The organism is Pseudomonas sp. A25(2017) (assembly GCF_002001065.1).
GTDB lineage: Bacteria > Pseudomonadota > Gammaproteobacteria > Pseudomonadales > Pseudomonadaceae > Aquipseudomonas > Aquipseudomonas kilonensis.
The window spans coordinates 1-19,987 of sequence record NZ_MUOA01000063.1; the positions used below are offsets into that span (position 1 = coordinate 1).

Genomic DNA, 19,987 nt, shown 5'->3' on the forward strand with positions numbered 1-19,987 from the left:
GATGCCCACTCCACAATGCCTGCGTTCGGCCAGCGTGGTTAACGGGGCGCCGAGATCAACGTCCACCGCGAGGCGGCCTGGTAGCCGACCTGGTTCTTGGTGGGACCGCGTTTCTCCTGTGGGAGCGAGCTTGCTCGCGAAGGCGGTGGTTCAGTTTTGAATTGGCTGTCGTCTTCGCGGGCAAGCCCACTCCCACACTGAGTCGGTGACAATCTACAGATTTGCAGCCACTGTAAATCCCTGTGGGAGCAAAGCTTGCTCGCGATAGCAGTGGATCAGCTTGCATCAGTGTTGGATGTGCCGCCGTCTTCGCGGGCAAGCCCGCTCCCACACTGGATCGGGAACGATCTACAGATTTGCGGCCACTGCAAATCCCTGTGGGAGCAAAGCTTGCTCGCGATAGCAGTGGATCAGCTTGCATCAGTGTTGGATGTGCCGCCGTCATCACGAGCAGGCTCGCTCCCACACTGGATCGGGAACGATCTACAGATTTGCGGCCACTGCAAATTCCTGTGGGAGCAAAGCTTGCTCGCGATAGCGGTGGATCAGCTTGCATCAGCGTTGGATGTGCCGCCGTCATCGCGAGCAGGCTCGCTCCCACACTGCGTCGGGAACGATCTACAGATTTGCGGCCACTGCAAATTCCTGTGGGAGCAAAGCTTGCTCGCGATGGCGGTGGATCAGCTTGCATCAGCGTTGGATGTGCCGCCGTCTTCGCGGACAAGCCCGCTCCCACACTGCGTCGGGAACGATCTACAGATTTGCGGCCACTGCAAATTCCTGTGGGAGCGAGCCTGCTCGCGATAGCAGTGGATCAGCTTGCATCAGCGTTGGATGTGCCGCCCTCTTCGCGGGCAAGCCCGCTCCCACACTGCGTCGGGAACGATCTACAGATTTTCGGCCACTGCAAATTCCTGTGGGAGCAAAGCTTGCTCGCGATGGCGGTGGATCAGCTTGCATCAGCGTTGGATGTGCCGCCGTCTTCGCGGGCAAGCCCGCTCCCACACTGGGATTGGGTCCACCTGGGAAAACCAGGTCGGCTGTCAGGCCGCTATCGCGAGCAGGCTCGCTCCCACATTGGATCTTTGGCAGACACAAAACTCATGCACACCGCAAAACCTGTGGGAGCGAGCTTGCTCGCGATGAGGCCAGCACATCCAACATCACCGCAAACTGACACACCGCCTTCGCGGGCAAGCCCGCTCCCACAGGAGAAACGCGGTCCCACCAAGAACCAGGTCGGCTGTTAGGCCGCCTCGCGGTGGACGTTGATCTCGGCGCCCCGTTAACCACGCTGGCTGAACGAAGGTATTGCGCAGTGGGCAACCCGGCATGGATGCCGGGTTAGCCGCGCTGGGCCATGGATGGCCCTTCGCGGCGGGCCCACGGAGCAATGCCTTCGTTCAGGCACACCGAGCCTAGGCGAGGTGCCGAGTGGTGGGGCAGAAGCGTTTTGCTTACTTTTGCGCTTCTCAAAAGTGAGCCGCTGTAAAAGCGGAACCGTCAGTGGCCGTTACCACAGCAACGGATATACACACCCCCCTGAAATCAAGCGTCCCAAGGGACTACTGCGTCAACGTCAATGGCATAACGCTCAATAGCCTCGGCACAGACACTGGCGTCTACACGCCCCTCACGCACCAGGGCAGTCAGCGCACTCAAGACAATCTGGTGGCGGTCCACTTCGAAGAACCTGCGCAACTGGTCGCGGGTATCACTACGGCCAAACCCGTCGGTCCCGAGTACCGTGTAGCGGGCATCGAGATAACTGGCGATCAACTGCGGCAAGGCGCGAACGTAATCGGTGCAGGCAATGATCGGCACCGAGTCGTTGAGCGACGCCTGGACATGACTACGGCGCGAAGGCTCTCCAGGATGCAGTCGATTCCAACGTTCCACTTCACGGGCATCACGTGCCAACTCGGTGAAGCTGGTAACGCTCCAGACCTGACTGTCGATACCCCAATCGCTCTCCAGCAACTCGGCGGCGGCAATCACTTCGCGCAGGATGGCGCCGGAACCCAACAACTGGACACTTCCACGCGCGCCCTCGACTTCATGCCGGGCGAACCGATACATGCCCTTGATAATCGCCTGTTCGACGCCTTCAGGAAGGTTGGGCTGCGGGTAGTTCTCGTTCATCAAGCTGACGTAATAAAACTCGTCCACCTGACGCTCCAGCATCTGACGCATGCCGTGATCCAGGATCACCGCGAACTCGCCGGCAAATGCCGGATCGTAGGCACGGCAGTTGGGGACCATCGCCGCCATCAGATGACTGTTGCCGTCCTGGTGCTGCAGGCCTTCGCCACCCAATGTCGTGCGACCTGCCGTGGCCCCGAGCAGAAAGCCGCGGGCCCGTTGATCCGCCGCCGCCCAGATCAGGTCGCCGATACGCTGGAAGCCGAACATCGAGTAGTAGATGTAGAACGGCAGCATCGGCAAGCCATGCACCGAATAGCTGGTCGCCGCTGCAACCCAGGAACTGATCGCCCCCGCCTCGCTGATGCCCTCTTCGAGAATCTGGCCGTCCAGCGCTTCTCGATAGCTCAGGATCGAACCGATGTCTTCCGGCTCATATCGCTGCCCCACGCTGGAATAAATACCGATCTGCTTGAACAGGCTGGCCATGCCGAACGTACGCGCTTCATCCGCCACGATCGGCACGATGCGCGGGCCCAGTTGTTTGTCCCGCAGCAGACCACTGAGCATTCGAACGAACGCTATGGTGGTGGACATTTCCTTGCCTTGGGCAGCAATGGCAAACGCGCCATAGCTGCTGACGTCAGGCACCGCCAATGATTCGGCAGTCGAAGGACGCGATGGCATGTAGCCGCCCAATGCACGGCGACGCTCATGCAGATAGCGCATTTCAGCACTGTCTTCAGCGGGCTTGAAGAAGCTCAACGAAGCGGCCTGTTCATCGGTCAACGGCAGGTTGAAACGATTGCGGAACGCGATCAGCGCCTCCCTGTCGAGCTTCTTCTGCTGGTGCACGGTCATCTTGCCCTGCCCGGCATCGCCCATGCCGAAGCCCTTCTTGGTCTGCGCCAGAATCACGGTGGGTTTCTTGCCTTCGAGCAGCGCGCTTTGATAGGCGGCGAAGATCTTCACCATGTCGTGACCGCCACGTTTCAGACGGTCGATCTGTTCATCGCTCAGGCCTTGTACCAACTGCGCCAATGCCTCGTTCTGACCAAAGAAATGATCACGGTTAAAGCGCCCGTCTTTTGCCGCGAACGTCTGGAACTGTCCATCGACGGTGCTGGACAGCGCCTTGACCAGCGCGCCATCTGTATCACGCGCAAACAAACTGTCCCAGTCGGAACCCCAGACCAGTTTGATGACGTTCCAGCCTGCCCCACCAAACAACGCCTCCAGCTCGTCGATGATGCGACCATTGCCACGAACCGGCCCGTCCAACCGTTGCAGGTTGCAATTGACCACCCAGACCAGATTATCCAGCCCTTCCCGCGCGGCCAGCGTCAGTGCCGACATGCTTTCCGGCTCATCCATTTCCCCATCGCCAAACACACCCCAGACGGTTCGCCCGGAGGTGTCTTGCAGGTCTCGATGCTCCAGGTAACGCATGAAGCGCGCCTGGTAGATCGAGCTGATCGGACCGATGCCCATGGAACCGGTCGGAAACTGCCAGAAGTCCGGCATCAACCAAGGATGCGGGTAACTCGACAGCCCCCGGACACCCTTGGCGCGCGCGCTGATCTCTTGCCGATAATGCAGCAGATCCTGTTCTTCCAGGCGTCCCTCGAGGAACGCCCGGGCATAGACCCCTGGCGCCGAGTGCGGCTGATAGAACACCAGATCGCCACCGCTCCTTTCGGTTCGCGCTTTGAAAAAATGGTTGAAGCCCACTTCGAACAAATCCGCCGCGCTGGCATAACTGGCGATATGGCCGCCCAATTCGCCATAGGCGTAGTTGGCCCTGGCAACCATGGCCAACGCATTCCAGCGCATGATCGAGGCCAGCCGTTCTTCGATGGCCAGGTCCCCTGGAAATACCGGCTGGCACTCAACACTGATGGTATTGATGTAAGGCGTGCCATGGCTGGGCCGCCAACCGATGTCCGAGGCGCTTGCCACAGCCACCAGCATGTCGAGAATCTGTTTGGCCTGTGCCGTGCCGCTATGGGCGATAACCGACAGCAAGGCGTCCCGCCATTCAGCAACTTCTTGAGCATCTTCAGTGGTCTGGCCCGGCCATTGGGCATGAATATCGAACAGGTTCATGGGCATCTCCTGCAAATGTCGGGCAACGCTTCAAGGTGGCGCGAATAGCTCAATCGGGCGAGTTTTTTGACTTGCTCTACCGCGTCAATGACGGAGCGCTCGGCCCAGCTGTCTTGCCCTATCTGGTAGATGCACGGGTTGCCAATGGAAAGATTGTTCAATAGATACTCTTCAAGTTCACCGCAAACGAGAAAGCTGTAATCACACCCCGCTACGTGTACTTCAACGCACCTGCCAGCCCCTGTATCCGAAGGCTCAACCTGCACAAGCGCGATATTGTCAAAACAGCTGAACCCATGATGCATCAGGTCAATATGATCACTGTCAATTGCGGACACGATGACAACGATGCGGGTACAGCTCGAAGGTTCACGCATCCACTTCATGGTTTTAGAACGACAGTCGGCAGATCGGCTCATGAGTGCGGCCTTTCCATTGGGGTCATCAATTCAGGCGTGTGTGGCGATGACTTTCGCTAGATGAAACAACGCTCTTGCAAGCCGCTTTTCACCAGTGTCCGGGTCACCGATAAAATCTCTTCCACCTGTTTATCGATCGCTGCGTGGGAGGCTACGTCTTCCAGTTTGAGGACACGCAGTGGGTGACCGCAGACTGATCCCAGCCAGGCGAGACGGGGTATCGGGCTGACTTCGACATCCAGTAAAAAGCAGCCTTTGGATACGCCGCGCAGCAGTTGGCTGGCCCGGCAGGTGGTCGCCGGCGCTGCATCTATCGGGTTGGACCCAAACTGCAACCAGTCGAGCATAAACGCCCTGGATTGCTGGACCACCAGGTAAGCAACCTGGTCCCAGTCGTCGATCTCCATGTGCAACTTGTCAATCAGGTACTTGGGTAACGCGGCGCTGGTCACGATGACGACCCCGGTATCCGCCAGCGGTTCTTTCACCCAGATTGCAGACTGCGATATCGCATGCATGGTGGTACTCCCAGCGTGATTCCTGAGCCTGGCTGACACAATCCCCTGTGGGAGCAAGCTCGCTCCCACAGGGGCTCCCACAGGCAACTCCAAGCAGTTCTACGCTCAGCCGTTACGAAACAGGAAGCTGTAGGCGTTCAGCGCCGGCGCCCCGCCCAAGTGTGCGTAAAGCACTTTGGAACCTTCGGGGAATTCGCCACGACGGACCATTTCAATCATGCCGTGCATCGATTTACCTTCGTACACCGGGTCTGTCAGCACACCTTCAAGGCTGCCGCACAGTCGGATGGCTTCCAATGTACCTTCGTTGGGCAAGCCATATTCCGGGTAGGCGAAACGCGTATCGAGCACCACGTCCTCTTCGGTAATCTCGCGTCCCAGCTCCACCAGCTCAGCCGTGTGTCGGGCGATGCGCAGGATCTGTGCCTTGGTCTGTTCCGGCTTGGCCGAAGCGTCGATACCAATCACATTCTTCGAACGACCGTCAGCCGCGAAACCGACAACCATGCCCGCCTGCGTACTGCCGGTCACCGAGCAGACCACGATGTAGTCAAACTTGAAGCCCAATTCTTTTTCCTGCTGCCGCACTTCTTCGGCAAAGCCGACGAAACCGAGGCCGCCGTAGGGGTGTTCGGAACAACCCGCCGGAATCGGAAACGGTTTGCCACCCTGCTCCACGACATCGCTCATGGCCTTTTCCCAACTTGGCCGAATGCCAATATCGAAGCCAGCGGCGTCAAGCCGCACGTCAGCGCCCATGATCCGCGACATCTCGATGTTGCCGACGCGGTCATACACCGCGTCGGAATAGTTCACCCAGTTTTCCTGCACCAACACGCACTTCATGCCCAGGTGGGCAGCGACGGCAGCGACCTGGCGGGTCTGGTTCGACTGGATGCCGCCGATGGAGACCAGCGTATCGCAGCCTTGCTCGAGCGCTTCGGGAATGAGGTATTCGAGCTTGCGTGTCTTGTTCCCACCAAAGGCCAGGCCACTGTTGCAGTCTTCACGTTTGGCATACAGCTCGACCTTCCCCCCCAGATGTTGACTGAGGCGCTTCAAGGGCGTGATGGGCGAAGGACCGAAGGTCAATGGATAACGTTCAAAACGATTCAGGTTCATGACTCTGCTCCTTGATATGGGATATCCAAGCGCCAGACCGAAAGGGAAAAGGCCGCATTCCAGGCTCTTTCCAGAGGGGCTTCGATGAGTTCAATATTAAGAAGAATCCAAAAAATATGTGTTGCAAGTTTCCGCCACTTGGAAAAACATAATTTCCATTAAGTAACACCAAACATACTTTTAATGCGTGGAATTCAACATGAGAGCAACAAACACTCACAAGAAGCCGGGCACTACGGCCCCAGTGCCGCAGCCACTGGATCGAACCGACCGCGCGATTCTCAAGGCCCTGCAACGGGATGCCTCCATCTCCAACGTGGCGCTTGCAGAGAAGGTGAAGTTGAGTGCCCCGGCCTGCCTCAGGCGCGTGGAACGACTCAAGCAGGTCGGGCTGATCAAGAACATCGTCGCCCTGTTGGACAATGAAGCGCTGGATGCGGGGATGGTGGTCTTGATCGGCGTGGTGCTGGACCGCTCCACACCGGAATCCTTCGCCGCATTCGAGGCGGCCGCACAAAAAGTGTCCGGCTGCATGGAGTGCCATGTGGTGACGGGGGAGTTCGACTACTTCATGTTGCTGCGCACCAAGGACAGCAACAGTTTCAACCGGCTCCACGCGGAGCAATTGCTTTACCTGCCCGGGGTTCGCCAGATTCGCTCGTTCATGGGCTTGCGCCAGGTCTTGTCGACAACCCACATCCCCCTTTGAGGCTCCCGTCAGATCGAGCAGGCATCGGGGGCATGCGCAGAAAAACTGACACGACTGAATGCGTTGGCAATCCAGCTGCTAAGCTCAATTTCGCTCCAGACCACAACCAATAACAATGTTCAAAGAAAGGTAAGGCAGCATGACCACGGCACAGTCTCCGGCAACGTCCGCGAAATGGCGTTTCAAGTTAGGCATCGCCATTCTTTGTCTAATGCTCACGTTGTGGTTGTTGGTGCCACTGGCAGCGGCCGCGGATGTGCCCCGCTCCACCATCGCCGCGATCACCGGCGCCCTGTTCATCATCAACAAGGTGTTGTTGCTGCTGGTGATCGCCGTGATGGGCAAGGCGGGTTTCCAAGAGCTCAAGCAGCATGTATTCAGCTATGTGTCGGGCCTTGTGCCCAACGCTGAGCAAGAGGTAAGCGTCACCCGCCACCGTATTGGCCTGGTGATGTTCTGCTTGCCGTTGGTGTGTTCCTTTCTCGAACCCTATGTCGACACCCTCGCGCCCGGTCTGCGCCCCAATAGCTGGGCATTGCAACTGCTGGGCGATGCACTGTTGGTTGGCAGCTTCTTTGTACTGGGTGGCAATTTCTGGGAGAAATTGCGCGCGCTGTTTATCCGAACCGCACGGGTCACTGCCTCCGACCCGGTCTGAGCCAACGCCCGGATCGCCTCCCCCCGGCGCGCTGTCGGTTGTTCTTGAAGCGCCATGACTTACAGGTGCCGATATGCCCGAAACACAGAACGCTCCCGTTTCCGTCGAGCCTGAGCGCCAAACCGAACCGCCTGCTGAAAAGCCTGCGCCAGCCAATCCACTGCGGCGCATTGCACTAGGTGTGGCGGTGTTGATCGCCGTGCTGTTTACCCTCTCCATTTTTATGGAACGACGCACGCCCTCGACGTCGCAAGCCGTGGTGCAAGCCTATGTCGTGCAAATGGCTGCCGAGGTGGGTGGTCGTGTGACAGAAATTGCGGTGCTCGACAATGCCCGGGTGAAGACTGGCCAGGTGCTGTTTCGTATCGACCCGCAACCCTACAAGCTTGTCGTCAGCGAGGCTGAAGCGCGGCTGGAAGAAACCGGCCAGGCGTTGGGTGCCAGCACCGCCTCGGTGGATGCCGCCCAGGCACAGCTGGTGTCGGCGCGCGCGCAGCGTGACAACATACGCGAGCAAGCCCGGCGGGTGAACCAATTGGTCGAGCGCGGTGTGTTCGCCCCGGCGCGCCAGGATGAAGCCAAGGCCTCGCTGAGCTCCGCCGAGGCGGCCGTGAGCAAAGCCCAAGCCGACCTGGAGCGGGCGCGTCAGCAATTAGGGCCCAAAGGCAACGACAACCCGCAATTCAAGCAAGCCCTGGCCGCACTGGAAAAAGCCCGGCTCGACCTGGTGCGTACCGAAGTCATTGCACCCGCCGATGGCGTGATTACCCATCTCCAGCTCGCCGTGGGTCAGGTCGTCAGCGCTGGCCAACCGGCACTGACCTTCATCGACAGAGGCACCGTATGGGTGTCTGCCGCCTTCAAGGAAAACAGCCTGGAGCATGTGCAGGCTGACGACCCGGCGGAACTGGTGTTCGATGTATTGCCAGGCCGCGTGTTCAAGGGCCGCGTTGAAAGCGTCGGCTGGGGTGTCGCGCAACAGGATAGCAGCCACTCCGCCCTGCCCTCGGTGCGCAACGAGAGTGGTTGGGTGCGCGACCCGCAGCGCTTTCCGGTGCGCCTGCTCGTGGAGGAACCGCACCCGATCGGCCCGCGCTACGGCTCGCAAGTGACCGTGGTGATCTACACCGATGACAACCGCATGACTAACGCGCTAGGGGCATTTATGACACGCCTGGGCGCCTGGCTGAATTATGTCAATTGACGGGCAAGCTGCGCTGGAGCTGCTGCGGATCAAGCGCCAGGGATTGCGCGTCGCCCTGGCAGCGACCGTGGGCTTGTGCACGGGTCTGGTCCTGGGCGACATCCTGCCTTTTCTCGCGCCCTTGTTCGCCATCCAGTTCCTCTTGGCCAGCCGCCGCGCACCAGCGTTGTCTCAGGGATTGATAACGTTGCTGGTGAGTCTGCTGACCGGCGCACTGCTGGTGTGTATGACCGGCATGCTCGGTGAGCGGCCGTGGGTGCTCCTGCCGGTGCTGTGGCTGTTTTATTTCGCCTGTTTTACCGCGCAAGGCCAACAACAGGGCGGCGCGGGGCCGGCGCTGATGCTGGTCATTGCCATTGTGGTACCGATGCTCGATATCGTGCAGCGCGATCTGGGCGAGTCCATCGTGCTAGTGCTGGTCAAGGCGGTCAGCCTGGGATTGCTGCTGACTTGGGGCGCCCATGCGCTGCTGCCCGACCCTGCTGGTGAATACACCGACCAGCAAATCGCACAGCCGCGCGAGCTGACGCTGGTGATTCACCAGGCCATGGCCAGCGCGGCGATTCTGCTGGCCATGGTTGCCCTGTGCCTGAGCGCCCCGCGGCTGGCCACAGCGATGGTCGTCCCCATCACGGTGGCCTCGTTGCTTAGCCAGTTTTCGCTAGGCATGAGCAGCCGCACCGCCCTTGGCCTGGTGATGGTCAACCTGCTGGGCGGGGTGGTGGCTTCCCTGGCCTTTACGCTGTTCGAACTGCGGCCGACCCTGTGGCTGGTGGCGCTGATCCTGCTGCTGGTAAGCCTGCTGTTTGCCGGCAAAGCCGCCATCGGTAACACCGCTGGCAAAGTATTCGGCGGGGGGCTCATGACCTTCCTTATTCTGTTCGGGCTTGGTGTATCACCGTTGCCGACGGAAACGCCCCAGCTGTTTTCCACCCGTATCGCCTACGTGCTGTTTGCGGTTGTCTATGCCGTTGGCCTGGCCGCGCTGTTGTGGCCAAGGGCGGGCGTCATGCCGGCCGAGGCGGCCGACGCCCATCGCAGCCTATCGTCCGTCGACCAGTAGCATCCGCGGCTCGGTGTTCACCGCTTACTCGGCGGCGCCTCAAGGGGAATATCGAGGACAAAGGTTGCGCCCTGTCCTGCCCCGTCGCTGCGCACGCTCAAGCTGCCCCCCATTTCCTGTGCGGCCAGCGCGCAACTGTGCAGGCCAAAACCGTGACCGTCTTTGCGCGTCGTGAAACCATGGGAAAAGATCCGCGCCAGGTGCTCAGGCGCAATCCCATTACCGTTGTCGGCCACCGTGATACGCAATACTGCCCCGTCAGCGAGAGACGCGCCGAACGTGACGCATCGGCTGCGATCGATCACGCCGTCCAACGCCTGCTTGGCATTGTTGATCAGGTTCACCAGAATCAGCAGCATCCGGTGCCGGTCCAGGGGCAGCAGGGGCAAGTCGGCAATGTCCTTGACCACCGTCACTTCCTGGCGCGCCAGTAATCCAGCACTCATGCGCAAGGCATCGTCGATCAACTCTGCGACCGGCACTGTCTCAACAATACTGACGGCGACGGCATAGGACTGCTGGGCAGCGACAATGGTTTTGATGTGATCAATGCCCTTGGTGAGTTGTTCGAGTTCTTCGATGATGCCCTGCTGCTCTTGCGCCACCACTTTCGCCAGCTTGAGCAGGTAGTCGGGCAGCATCTTTCCCTTGTGGTCTTTGGTGAGAAAATCGCTCAGGTCATGGACGTGTTCGTTCATCATTTGCGCCACCTTGCCCAGCCCCTGGGCTTTGGAAGTGCGCATCTGGCTGCTGACCAGTTCTGCCGATACGTTCACGCTGTTGAGGACGTTGCCGACGTTGTGCAGCACAGTCGTGGCGATTTCGGCCATGCCCGCCTGACGGGATTTTGCATTCAGTTCGGTTTGCACCTGGCTCATGCGCAGCGCCGCGCGTACGCGAGCCTTGAGCTCCAGCGGCGAGAAGGGTTTGGCGATATAGTCATCGGCGCCACTCTCCAGCCCGGAGACGCAGGCCTCGCTACCGCCGCGGGCGGTCACCAGGATCACGGGCAAATGGGCAAAACCGGCGCTGGCCTTGATTCTGGCTGTCAGGCCGAAGCCGTCGAGCTTCGGCATCATCACATCCGAGACGACGACATCGATGGGCTGACGCTGCAGGAGTGCCCAGGCCTGCTCCCCATCCGTTGCGGTGGCGACGCTGTAGTCGTCGCGCAACAGCTCGCGGAGATAGCCAAGCATTTCCGGGCTGTCGTCGACCACGAGCACGTTGGATCGCAAAGCGTGTTCCGAGTGCTGCTCCTCCGCGTCGTCCATCGGCGCCCGGTCATTGCGACTGCCAAGGCGACCGTCGTCGAAACGCAGGTGGCGCTGCTCGGTTGTGCTTGCTGTGCTCGGTGACGATCGCTCGTGCATATTGCTGGTTTCGGGCGGTACGGTGTTTTGCTCAGCCCCCAGCGGAAGTCGAACAAAGAAGCACGAGCCCTGTCCGGGCTCGCTGTTGACGCCGACTTCGCCGCCCATCAGTTTGACCAGATCCTTGACCAGGGCGAGACCGATGCCGGTGCCGCTGTAATGGCGCGTGGCGGAATTGTCGATCTGGGAAAAACGCTGGAACAGCAACGGCAGTTTGTCAGGCGCAATGCCAATCCCCGAGTCTTGCACCGCGAGCTCGAATCGCTCGCCATCAAGCGCAGTCACTGCCAGGTGCACGGTGCCGCCAGCGGGCGTGAACTTGATGGCATTGCTCACCAGGTTGAGGAGAATCTTTTCGAAGTGCCGGGGATCCAGGAACACCGTGCCAAGCGCGGGATCGATGCTGCAGGTCAAGGTGCAGCCTTTGCCCTCGGCCACCATGGCGGCATCTTCGGCCAGCACACCCACCGTCTTGTTCAAGTCAACGGGCATCGGACACAACTCGAACTTGCCCGCTTCGGCCTTGGAGAAATCGAGGATGTCGTTCACCCGGTTCATCAGGCGCAGCGCGTTGCGTTGAGCACGCTCGACTTGCACATGCCAGTCCGCCGGCGGGGTGGTTGCCGCCGAGAGTTGCTCCAGGGGAGCGAGAATGAGGGTCAGGGGGGTGCGCAGTTCGTGGCTGACCGTGGCCACGAAATCGCTCTTTGCCTGGTTAGCCGTCTCGGCCTGGTTGCGCGCCTGAATGAGTTCGATGGCCTGCGCCTCCAGCACCTCGGTCTGGTGGTGCAGCGTGTCGGTCCGCTCGGCGACCATTCTCTCCAAAGAGGCCTGGACTTGCTGCCGTTCGGCTTCGGCCTCGGCCTCCAGCACCCGGATGCGCAGGGCATTCTCCTGGAACACCCGCACAGCGCGGGTCATGATTCCAATCTCATCGCCGCGTTCGGCGCTGGCGATCTCGGCGTTCAGGTCGCCGGCCGCAAGCCGGCGCATGACCGAGGCCAGGGCCACGATGGGCTGAGCGATGAATCGCGACGTGCTCCAGGCGATAGCGCCGGCCAGCAGGATGGCGACAGTACCGGCAACGATCGTCGCAAGCATGCCGCGATCATTGTGGATCAAGGCATCGGAGCGCGCCTGGCCAGCGAAGCGCGCCACCAACAGGCCGGCGCTTCGTGCCTCGTTGCGAACCTGGTCGCGCGCGCCGCTCAAGGCGTTGCTCGCCTGATGGAACCTGGCGAATGCCGCCCGGTAGCCAGCAATCTGATCGGTGACAGTCAGGGGGGTAGCCTTGGCTTGCAGCCCCACGGACGAAGGGAGAACGCGAGAGAGACGGGTGAGCTCGTCCAGGATGCCGCCGACCGAGCCGGCGACCTCGGCCGACGGTGACAGGCGAAACGACAGGGTCTGCGCCTCCAGGGTGGCAACACGCTCGGCAAAACGCTTGGACAACGCGGCGGCATTGTTCAGCAAACCGGTTGCAGCCTGAATGTCGCTTGCGTCATGGACAACCTGCCCTTCCACTTCAGCCAACATTGCCTCGAGGCGCTCGACCACATCCCCGACGGCGACGAGCTGCCGCAAAGCCTCGTCTCCCCGGAGCTTGGGCGCCTCGCCAAGGTGCCCGACCGCCAGGCTGACCGCAGCGACCGCCGTCGCCAACTGGTCCACGTTCTCTCGCTCCTGCGGCGCCGTCATCAACTCGCGCAATTGCTCGACCACGGGCGCGAGTGCCGCGCTGGCGTTCCGCGCCGCGGTGGCGGCCGCCCCATTACCGGTCACCAGCATCTTGGCCACATTGGCGATGATGATCCGTTCGCCGTTGCGCAGGATATCCAGAATGCGATGAGCACTTTCGATGTTGCTCACCCGCGCCTCGTGCTCAGCGGCGCGGGCATCAACCCCCTTCAGCCCATCGGCGATGCCCTGTTCGACGAGGATCGTCGCCTCTCGCATCCGCCCGTAATGGGCTGTCATGTTCTCCGTTTCGCCATCCATGGTCAGGGTCGCCGCTCGCAAGGTGGCGATTGCCGCGGCGAGCCTTTGCAGACTGCCCTTGAGCGATTGCGCCTCTGCCACCGGAATGGCAGTGAGGCCGGCGATAGCCGTCGCCACCATGCCTTCGGCCTGGGACAGGCTTTCCTGGTCGCGGGTGGCGATGAAGTTTTCCACCCGCCCGGTGGCGCCGTTGACCGAGGCCAGAATTTCCGCGGAATGGCTGGCGGAATCCACCGCACGCACCATGCCGCGCAGGCCATAGAGGTTCACCAGCGATACCACCAGCATCAGGAACACCAGCGCGGCGACCGCCAGGCCAATCCTGACGGCAATGGGCCTGTCCGTGGAGGATTTGAATGTCAACATGGCGCCTCGCCCCCTCGCTCCACGCCTGCCACTACTGCTTCGTCACCTCCGGCAAAGGCGTCGGCGCCGCCGTATTGCTGATGGCCGCGTCGATCATCGCCGCAACGGAAGCCTGGCTGTAGAGAGGATTGGCAGCGCCGCCCACCGGCATCGTGGCGAGCCAGGTGTCCAGGTCTTTCGCATCGATGCGTACCAGCGGCACCTCGACGAACTTCGGCACCTGCTTGCCCGCCAGAATCTGCTGGGCCACCCAGAAACCCACCTGGGAGACGCTCGGGGAAGCGGAGACCGAGACGGTCTCGTAGCCATTGGCATCGCGCTCCTGCTTCCACAGGGCGAGTTCGTCCTGACGGTTCCCCATCACGATGATCGGCAAAGGGCGTCCCGCCGCCTTGAAGGCCATGGCCGCGCCATAACCGTCGCCGCCCTGAGTCGCGACGGCATCAATGCTGGGCAGCGACGGCAGCGCCAGCGCCACCTCCTTGCGTGCGACAGAAGCCGTCCAGTGCCCGTACACGGTCTTGGCGAACTTCAGGCCCGGATAGTCGCTGGCGGCCTTGCGAATGCCGTCGCTGATGTTTTTATCGGTGGCATCGCCGGCAATGCCGCGGATCTCCAGCAACGTCCCGTTCCCCTTGAGTCGCTCGGCGATATAGTCTATTTCCACGCGCCCCATGGCGGACCAGTTGTAGTCGACGGTATAGACGCAGGGTTCGGTGACCAGGCTGGCCATGACAACCACCACGATGCCGGCGTTGCAGGCATCGCGGATCACCCCGTTGAGGGCCGTGTCGGACGCGGCCAGGATGACGATGGCGTTGGCCCCCTTGACGATCATGTCCTGGATATGGGCCGCTTGTTCCGATGCCGAGTTATTAGCGCTGACCACCGGCGCCTCGCGGATCAAGCCATCCTTTTGCGCCTGGACCGCAATCTCCTGCCAGTTGCGCACCATCACCTTGCGAAAATCGCTGCCAGCGTAGGAGTTGCTGAAGGCAATGCTATAGCTTGCGGTAGGGCCGCCGGCGATGCCGCCGTCGGCAGCGTGGGCTGGATTGACAGCAACCAGCGCCAGCCCGGTCACGCAGCCGGCCAAGCGCCAGAAGATTTTGTGGATGGTCGAAATACGTCGATGGACACGCGTTACCAGACTGCGCATTCGACCATTCAAATAATAGAACCGGCTATGAAGAATCAGACACATACAGACTCCTTTCCTTGGTGGGCGACAAGTGAAACCAGTACATTGCCTGCAGTGGCAATGAGCATAGTCTCAACGTGCCCGCTTCGCGCAGCCATGGAAGGATTTCAGCCAACTGAGCGATACACAAGGTCACATCGGCTACGGCTATGAAAGGGCCAACCGCAGAATCGCAGGCATCGTAGTCAGTATCAAAATGATGGACATGGACACGTTGAAGGCTAACGAATAGCTGGGGCGCGTTAGCACCTGACGTAATGCAGCCCCACCCACTGCCCAGACTCCCACGCATAGCATCGACAGAGCCGCCAATAGAGCAGCTGCTATACATAGGTTCAGGACATGGTTTTCGACGGGTATATAGGTTGCAGATGCGCTAATTGAAAGCGCCCACGCTTTCGGATTTATCCACTGAAATGCCGCACCCGCTAATAGCCCCATTGGAGGCCGGCTGTCTTGACCGATTTCCAGCGGGCCGCTGGTTGCAATTTTCCAGGCCAGCCAAAGGATATAGCCTGCGCCGACAACGCCTAGCGCTGTATGAAAACCTGGCGCCGCGTCAAATAGGGCACCTAGCCCCAGTCCAAGCAGCACGAACTGCAAGCTGACTCCAAGGGCGATACCACTGACCAAGGGCATCGTTCGCATCACGCCCACCTTCGCACCTGAGACCAACACCATGGCGTTATTAGGGCCCGGTGTACCGGTCATCACGATGGCGAAAATCATGAATGGAATGAGGAGCGTGGGATCGGTCATGACAAGGATAAGCCTGGTTGAGAAGTGCGGAAATTTTATAGCGCAGTACACGCACAGTGGTTGCATAATCACGAATAAATCCAGGACAAACACAACTAATGAGCGAACTTGATCAAATTGACAGGAGAATATTGCGTGAGCTTTCGCGGGACGCCCGCCAGACCAATTTGAAGCTGGCCGAACGAGTCGGGCTGTCTGCCTCCGCCTGCCTGAGAAGGGTTCAAGAGCTAGAGCGATCTGGGGTCATCACAGGCTATAGGGCAGTCATCGATAGGTCTCGCCTGGGAGCAGGGTTTGTGGCCTACGTGACCGTAGGACTCTCCAACCACACGAAGGACACGCTTCGGGCTTTTGAAAAAGCGATCTGCGCCTGTCCGGATGTGGTTGAGTTTCACACTGTCACCGGGACGTTTGAGTATCTTCTGCGTGTCGAGCTGGCGGACATGAAGGCTTACAAGACATTCCACAGTGAGGTCTTGGGTACGCAGCCGCATGTTTCTTCGATTACGAGCTACATCGTAATGGACACGCCAAAGAACGACCGTGCCTAAGCTTGGAGAACCGCGGGCGGCCATACATAGAGCTTCGGCTCAAGCCGGATTGGAAACAGCCAGTTTGAGCCCAAACGCGACAAAAACACCGCCCGTGAGTCGGTCAAGTGCCTTCAGGGCCGCCGGACGCTTCAGGAAATTGCTCAGCGGCACCGTCGCCGCTACCAGAATGCCGAACCAGGCCAGCGTCAACAGCACGTGTAACGCCGCAAGGAAGAAGGAGTAACTGACCACGCTCGCGCCACTCGGGACAAACTGGGGGAGGAACGTGATGTAGAAGACACCAATCTTGGGGTTCAGCAGGTTCGTTAATAATCCGCGAATAAAGGCGTCACGCGAAGAGCCAGCCATGTTCTCGATCCCCTGCCCTTGCAGCGTTGTCCTGGGTCGCAGCAGCAGTTTTACACCCAGCCAGACGAGATAAGCGGCACCCACAATTTTCAGCGCAAGATAAGCCCACTCCGAAGCTTGCAACAAGGCACCGAGCCCCAATGACACCGCGGCTCCCCACACCAGGCACCCAAGCACAATACCGATAGAGGCCATCGCCGCCGAACGTCGTCCCCCGGTCGCTGTAGCGCGAAGCACCATGGCTGTGTCCACGCCGGGGGTAACCGTGAGCACTGACGCAGCAGCGATGAAGGCAAGCAGCAGGGATAAGTCGCTCATTTGGATCTCCATGGCAGTCGGCAGCTGTACGGCTATCCACTCTAACTAGCTACTTCGGAACATGCTTGCAAAGTGATCCCGGTTTTCAGCGCCCTGTTTAAATTCAATGGCCTACGGCGGGCGGTGATGCCAACCTGCCTGTACATTTTTTGAGCGCTCGTTAAAACGCCCTGCCTACCTGGCATCGGCGTGGTTATCCACAGACATACTCACGGATTTCTTGGATAACTGGATGGGGTCGTGAAGCACTCCTGCCGTAGCGAACCTATGGATTCGATGCCCTGTATTTCGCGAGATGTAACCCCACCTTTAATGCCCCTATATTTTCAACGGATCAAATCCGGTGTATGACAACATCCAGTCCTTCCGTCTGGTCGGGTGCACGAAAGTAGCTCGTGATCAGGTCAAATTCAGCATCAGTGGCTGCGAAGTCATGCTCGGCACGCGCATTCCTGTGGTGCAGCCTTTGACGGCAGATGTCATCTTCCACTTCGATGTAGTGAACACGATGAGGGACTTTCGCAGCGTCAGCCAAGCTGCGTAGCCAGTGACGATCTGCTGGGGTGTTGGCAGGAGAATCGAGAACCACGGAAGTCCCCGTCGAGAGCATGTCGATGACCAGCGGCCCCAGAACATCCCGGATCCGATGCGCATGCAGGATGTAGTCCGCTACCGATTTGATCTGATCAGGGTAGAGCCTTGAAAGCCAGTGATCTTCGCTCAACAAAACGGCTGAATGCTCAGCCTTTAACGATCGGGCCAGCGTGGATTTTCCCGAAGCAATTTTACCGCACAAGAGGTGGAGTACAGGCGTGGGCATGGGACGTGTCCTTATGTCGAGGTCCGATAATGGCCCATCGAGTATTTTGGACGCAATGCGGTGAATGACGAATGAGCAACGGACTGGCAGTGTTCACACCCATCAGGAAACATGATGAAGGGCTTGGAGGGTCAGTGCCATGTCAATCTTCAGCACCTGCGGCTGGAACATGGCCAGCAGGTTGAGGCCCGAATAGCCCGCGCCAAAATCGTCGACAGCGGTAATGAAACCCTGGCGCTCGTACTCCACGAAAATCGATTTGAGGTGCTCAGGGTCTACCACCTTCTCGCCTCGATGCTTTCGACATGCCCCGACACAGGCTGATCAAAGCCCATCAGCATGATCCGCGCCGGCTTGCCGACGTGGATCTGCCGGATCTTCGTCTCCTCAAAATAACCTGTGATCCAGAAGCTCGCCGCGTCGAGGACAGCAACCGTTGTCGAACCGGCCGTCGCATACAACGATCGTCGCCAGCCACATACTTTTCAATGACGTTCTCTCGACGAGAAAGGCTGCTACACGATATCGCCATCATCCTGAGCAGGCGGACGCGCGGGTGCTGAGGACGAGGTTTGGACCTGCGTAGCTGCGAGCGGTTGCATGGGCACGCTCTGACCATGAACGGTTTGGCTTTGAGAGGTGGCCGCGGCGCGTTGCCTCAGGGCTCCAATGCTTTTGTCCCAGGCCGATTGGGAGGTGGTGCCAATGGCGCTGGCAACGCCAATGACTCCATCCCCTGCCGCTTGGGCTGCACTTTTTGTGTGGTGGGTCGCTGAAACAGCTGTCTCCTTGGCAAATCTGGCGCCGGTGAGCGATGTCTTGACTGCAAGCTCACCTCCCTTGACCGCCACCCTGCCAGCAGCATCTGCGCTCCCTTCTACTGCTTTTGGTACATGGGTATCGACAGCAGCGACGGCTTTTTTCGGCAATGATCCACCTAGCGAGGCACCAGCTGCCCACAGCCCGAAAGCCAGGGTACCCAATACGTTTTTTACACCCTCCGAGGCTGCGGTGGCCGCCATTTTTCCCAGCTCCTTCGACTTGGCCAAGTTGGCTGTGGCGGCTGTACCCGCGCCCATGGCAGAAAAACCGCCAATCAGCAGACCATTTCCTAAAACGCTGACCGGGTCTGCTATCTCTTTCAAGGCATCGCCGCTGATGACCGCATTCAGAGCCGTAGCCGCGCCTTCACCCAGCCGCGCGGAGACCATCTTGACCAGGGCAGTGGCGTCGAGATCCTTTAACGTCTGGAAGTCATCCAGCCATTCGGTATCTTGATCAATAGGCTTATGAGCCTGCCCTTGCGGCACAGCATCGCGACGACCATAGAGCATCGCAGGGTCAGCTAAATGGTTAGTGCGATCGCGGCTCACATGGTAATGCTCGATTGCCATGCCCACGATGATAGCCGTGACCGGTCGTAGCGCAGGCTGCAGGACTGCATCCAGGTGCTCTTTGCCAGCAGCCGTCATGGCAAGCGTTGACGCGTACATTGCCGTATTACGTACGGCAAACCCGGTAAGCCACTTATTGGCTTCGTCAAAAGCATTACGCAATGGACCTTTGTCCAACGCCAGCAGCTTTTCCGCCACTGATGCTTGAAGCGCCGGGTGCAGCGTATTGCTCTCGGGCTTAAGGTAATAACCAGGCTTGAAGCCCGCAATCATCTTGTTACCGCCAGCATCCGCCATACCGGCATACAAGCACGCCATGGCGTTCTCTATAGCCGCTTCGCGTACGGTATTGGCATGCTGGCCCGCTACCTGGAGGATGGACGGCTGGAAATTTCCTGCCTCGGTAAGCGCTGCAAAAGGCGTCCCCCCCATCCCTGACTTTATTGAGGCAAACAATCTGTCGGCCCTGGCCGCGTTTTTTTCCGCCTTCTCCATGTCATGGACGTTATAGCCGCCTGCCTCCAACCGTTGAGCACGGTCATCGCGAATGGCGTTCAGCTCCGCGTTGCGGGCGCTTGAAGCAGGGGCAGCGGGTTGATCGGAGCCCGCTTCTGTTTCAAGGTGAGCCTCGAAATGGTTTTGAAGCCGCGTGCTCATCGCTAACCCGATAGCGCCGAGGTCAGGAGAGTGAGAGGCCTGTTGCGTGGCTTCCTGCTGTATCTCATCAGGTACACGAGTCAGCTCGCGGCTTGCACGTACATTAGGCGTATCCATGGCATGTCCTCTTAGTGATCGGCAGCTGGAAGAATGCAAATGACCCCGGTATGAGCGGCGACATCCTTACACCTGAGTGACCGTGCCGAGAGAAGCGTTCCAAAGGATGTGATAAAAATGAACACCAAGCGGCTACTGGAT

General features: G+C 59.6%; 16 protein-coding genes and 3 pseudogenes. 5 read left to right on the plus strand and 14 right to left on the minus strand.

Annotated features, from left to right (window positions below):
* Positions 1-1,548: 1,548 nt before the first annotated feature.
* From mdeB to B0E42_RS15360, 4 genes are all read right to left on the minus strand, one after another.
* Entirely contained in the window at positions 1,549-4,248 is a 2,700-nt protein-coding gene (gene mdeB / locus B0E42_RS15345; RefSeq protein ID WP_077506766.1) for an alpha-ketoglutarate dehydrogenase, read from the minus strand.
* Positions 4,245-4,667: a hypothetical protein gene (locus tag B0E42_RS15350; protein WP_018608167.1), complete on the minus strand. Its 423-nt coding sequence runs from the start codon at positions 4,665-4,667 to the stop codon at positions 4,245-4,247. Before B0E42_RS15350 ends, mdeB begins: the two co-directional genes overlap by 4 nt.
* A gap of 56 nt (positions 4,668-4,723) precedes the next feature.
* Positions 4,724-5,185 carry a hypothetical protein gene (locus B0E42_RS15355; protein WP_053178894.1) on the minus strand — a complete coding sequence of 154 codons (462 nt, stop codon included), beginning with the start codon at positions 5,183-5,185 and terminating at the stop codon, positions 4,724-4,726.
* A gap of 105 nt (positions 5,186-5,290) precedes the next feature.
* Positions 5,291-6,307, minus strand: coding sequence for a 1-aminocyclopropane-1-carboxylate deaminase (locus tag B0E42_RS15360; RefSeq protein WP_077506767.1), 1,017 nt, complete (start codon positions 6,305-6,307; stop codon positions 5,291-5,293).
* Between the two features lie 199 nt (positions 6,308-6,506).
* Between B0E42_RS15360 and B0E42_RS15365 the strand changes: the two genes are divergently transcribed.
* From B0E42_RS15365 to B0E42_RS15380, 4 genes are all read left to right on the plus strand, one after another.
* Positions 6,507-7,016, plus strand: coding sequence for an Lrp/AsnC family transcriptional regulator (locus B0E42_RS15365; protein ID WP_024616700.1), 510 nt, complete (start codon positions 6,507-6,509; stop codon positions 7,014-7,016).
* Between the two features lie 139 nt (positions 7,017-7,155).
* Complete coding sequence (locus tag B0E42_RS15370) at positions 7,156-7,674, plus strand: transporter suffix domain-containing protein (protein ID WP_024616699.1); 519 nt, start codon at positions 7,156-7,158, stop codon at positions 7,672-7,674.
* A 73-nt stretch (positions 7,675-7,747) separates the two neighbouring features.
* Positions 7,748-8,878, plus strand: coding sequence for an HlyD family secretion protein (locus B0E42_RS15375; RefSeq protein WP_077506769.1), 1,131 nt, complete (start codon positions 7,748-7,750; stop codon positions 8,876-8,878).
* Positions 8,868-9,941, plus strand: a complete 1,074-nt coding sequence (locus B0E42_RS15380) for a DUF2955 domain-containing protein (RefSeq protein ID WP_053187252.1) — start codon at positions 8,868-8,870, stop codon at positions 9,939-9,941. Before B0E42_RS15375 ends, B0E42_RS15380 begins: the two co-directional genes overlap by 11 nt.
* 17 nt (positions 9,942-9,958) lie before the next feature.
* Here the strand turns inward: B0E42_RS15380 and B0E42_RS31775 are convergent, their stop codons facing one another.
* The 5 genes and pseudogenes from B0E42_RS31775 to B0E42_RS15395 form a co-directional block, all read right to left on the minus strand.
* Entirely contained in the window at positions 9,959-10,819 is an 861-nt protein-coding gene (locus B0E42_RS31775; RefSeq protein ID WP_371915895.1) for a sensor histidine kinase, read from the minus strand.
* A pseudogene (locus tag B0E42_RS31780) lies at positions 10,820-11,314 on the minus strand (response regulator transcription factor); the annotation flags it as partial.
* A gap of 51 nt (positions 11,315-11,365) precedes the next feature.
* Positions 11,366-13,678 (minus strand): annotated as a pseudogene (locus tag B0E42_RS31785) (ATP-binding protein); the annotation flags it as partial.
* Between the two features lie 31 nt (positions 13,679-13,709).
* A complete protein-coding gene (locus B0E42_RS15390) occupies positions 13,710-14,837 on the minus strand; it encodes an ABC transporter substrate-binding protein (RefSeq protein ID WP_256578314.1) in 1,128 nt (375 codons plus the stop codon).
* A 189-nt stretch (positions 14,838-15,026) separates the two neighbouring features.
* Positions 15,027-15,638: a LysE family translocator gene (locus B0E42_RS15395; protein WP_053178904.1), complete on the minus strand. Its 612-nt coding sequence runs from the start codon at positions 15,636-15,638 to the stop codon at positions 15,027-15,029.
* Positions 15,639-15,736: 98 nt separating this feature from the next.
* On the opposite strand from B0E42_RS15395, the gene B0E42_RS15400 reads away from it, so the two are divergent.
* Positions 15,737-16,189, plus strand: a complete 453-nt coding sequence (locus B0E42_RS15400; protein WP_018608148.1) for an Lrp/AsnC family transcriptional regulator — start codon at positions 15,737-15,739, stop codon at positions 16,187-16,189.
* 39 nt (positions 16,190-16,228) lie between these two features.
* Here the strand turns inward: B0E42_RS15400 and B0E42_RS15405 are convergent, their stop codons facing one another.
* From B0E42_RS15405 to B0E42_RS15425, 5 genes and pseudogenes are all read right to left on the minus strand, one after another.
* A complete protein-coding gene (locus B0E42_RS15405) occupies positions 16,229-16,858 on the minus strand; it encodes a LysE family translocator (protein WP_018608146.1) in 630 nt (209 codons plus the stop codon).
* Between the two features lie 334 nt (positions 16,859-17,192).
* Positions 17,193-17,678, minus strand: a complete 486-nt coding sequence (locus B0E42_RS15410) for an ATP-binding protein (protein ID WP_077506772.1) — start codon at positions 17,676-17,678, stop codon at positions 17,193-17,195.
* Positions 17,679-17,807: 129 nt separating this feature from the next.
* Positions 17,808-17,969, minus strand: a pseudogene (locus B0E42_RS15415) (EAL domain-containing protein); the annotation flags it as partial.
* Complete coding sequence (locus B0E42_RS15420) at positions 17,954-18,139, minus strand: hypothetical protein (protein ID WP_053178885.1); 186 nt, start codon at positions 18,137-18,139, stop codon at positions 17,954-17,956. The gene B0E42_RS15420 and the pseudogene B0E42_RS15415, both read right to left, overlap by 16 nt.
* Positions 18,140-18,193: 54 nt before the next feature.
* Positions 18,194-19,846, minus strand: a complete 1,653-nt coding sequence (locus tag B0E42_RS15425) for a RopAA-2 (RefSeq protein WP_077506773.1) — start codon at positions 19,844-19,846, stop codon at positions 18,194-18,196.
* Between the last annotated feature and the right edge of the window lie 141 nt (positions 19,847-19,987).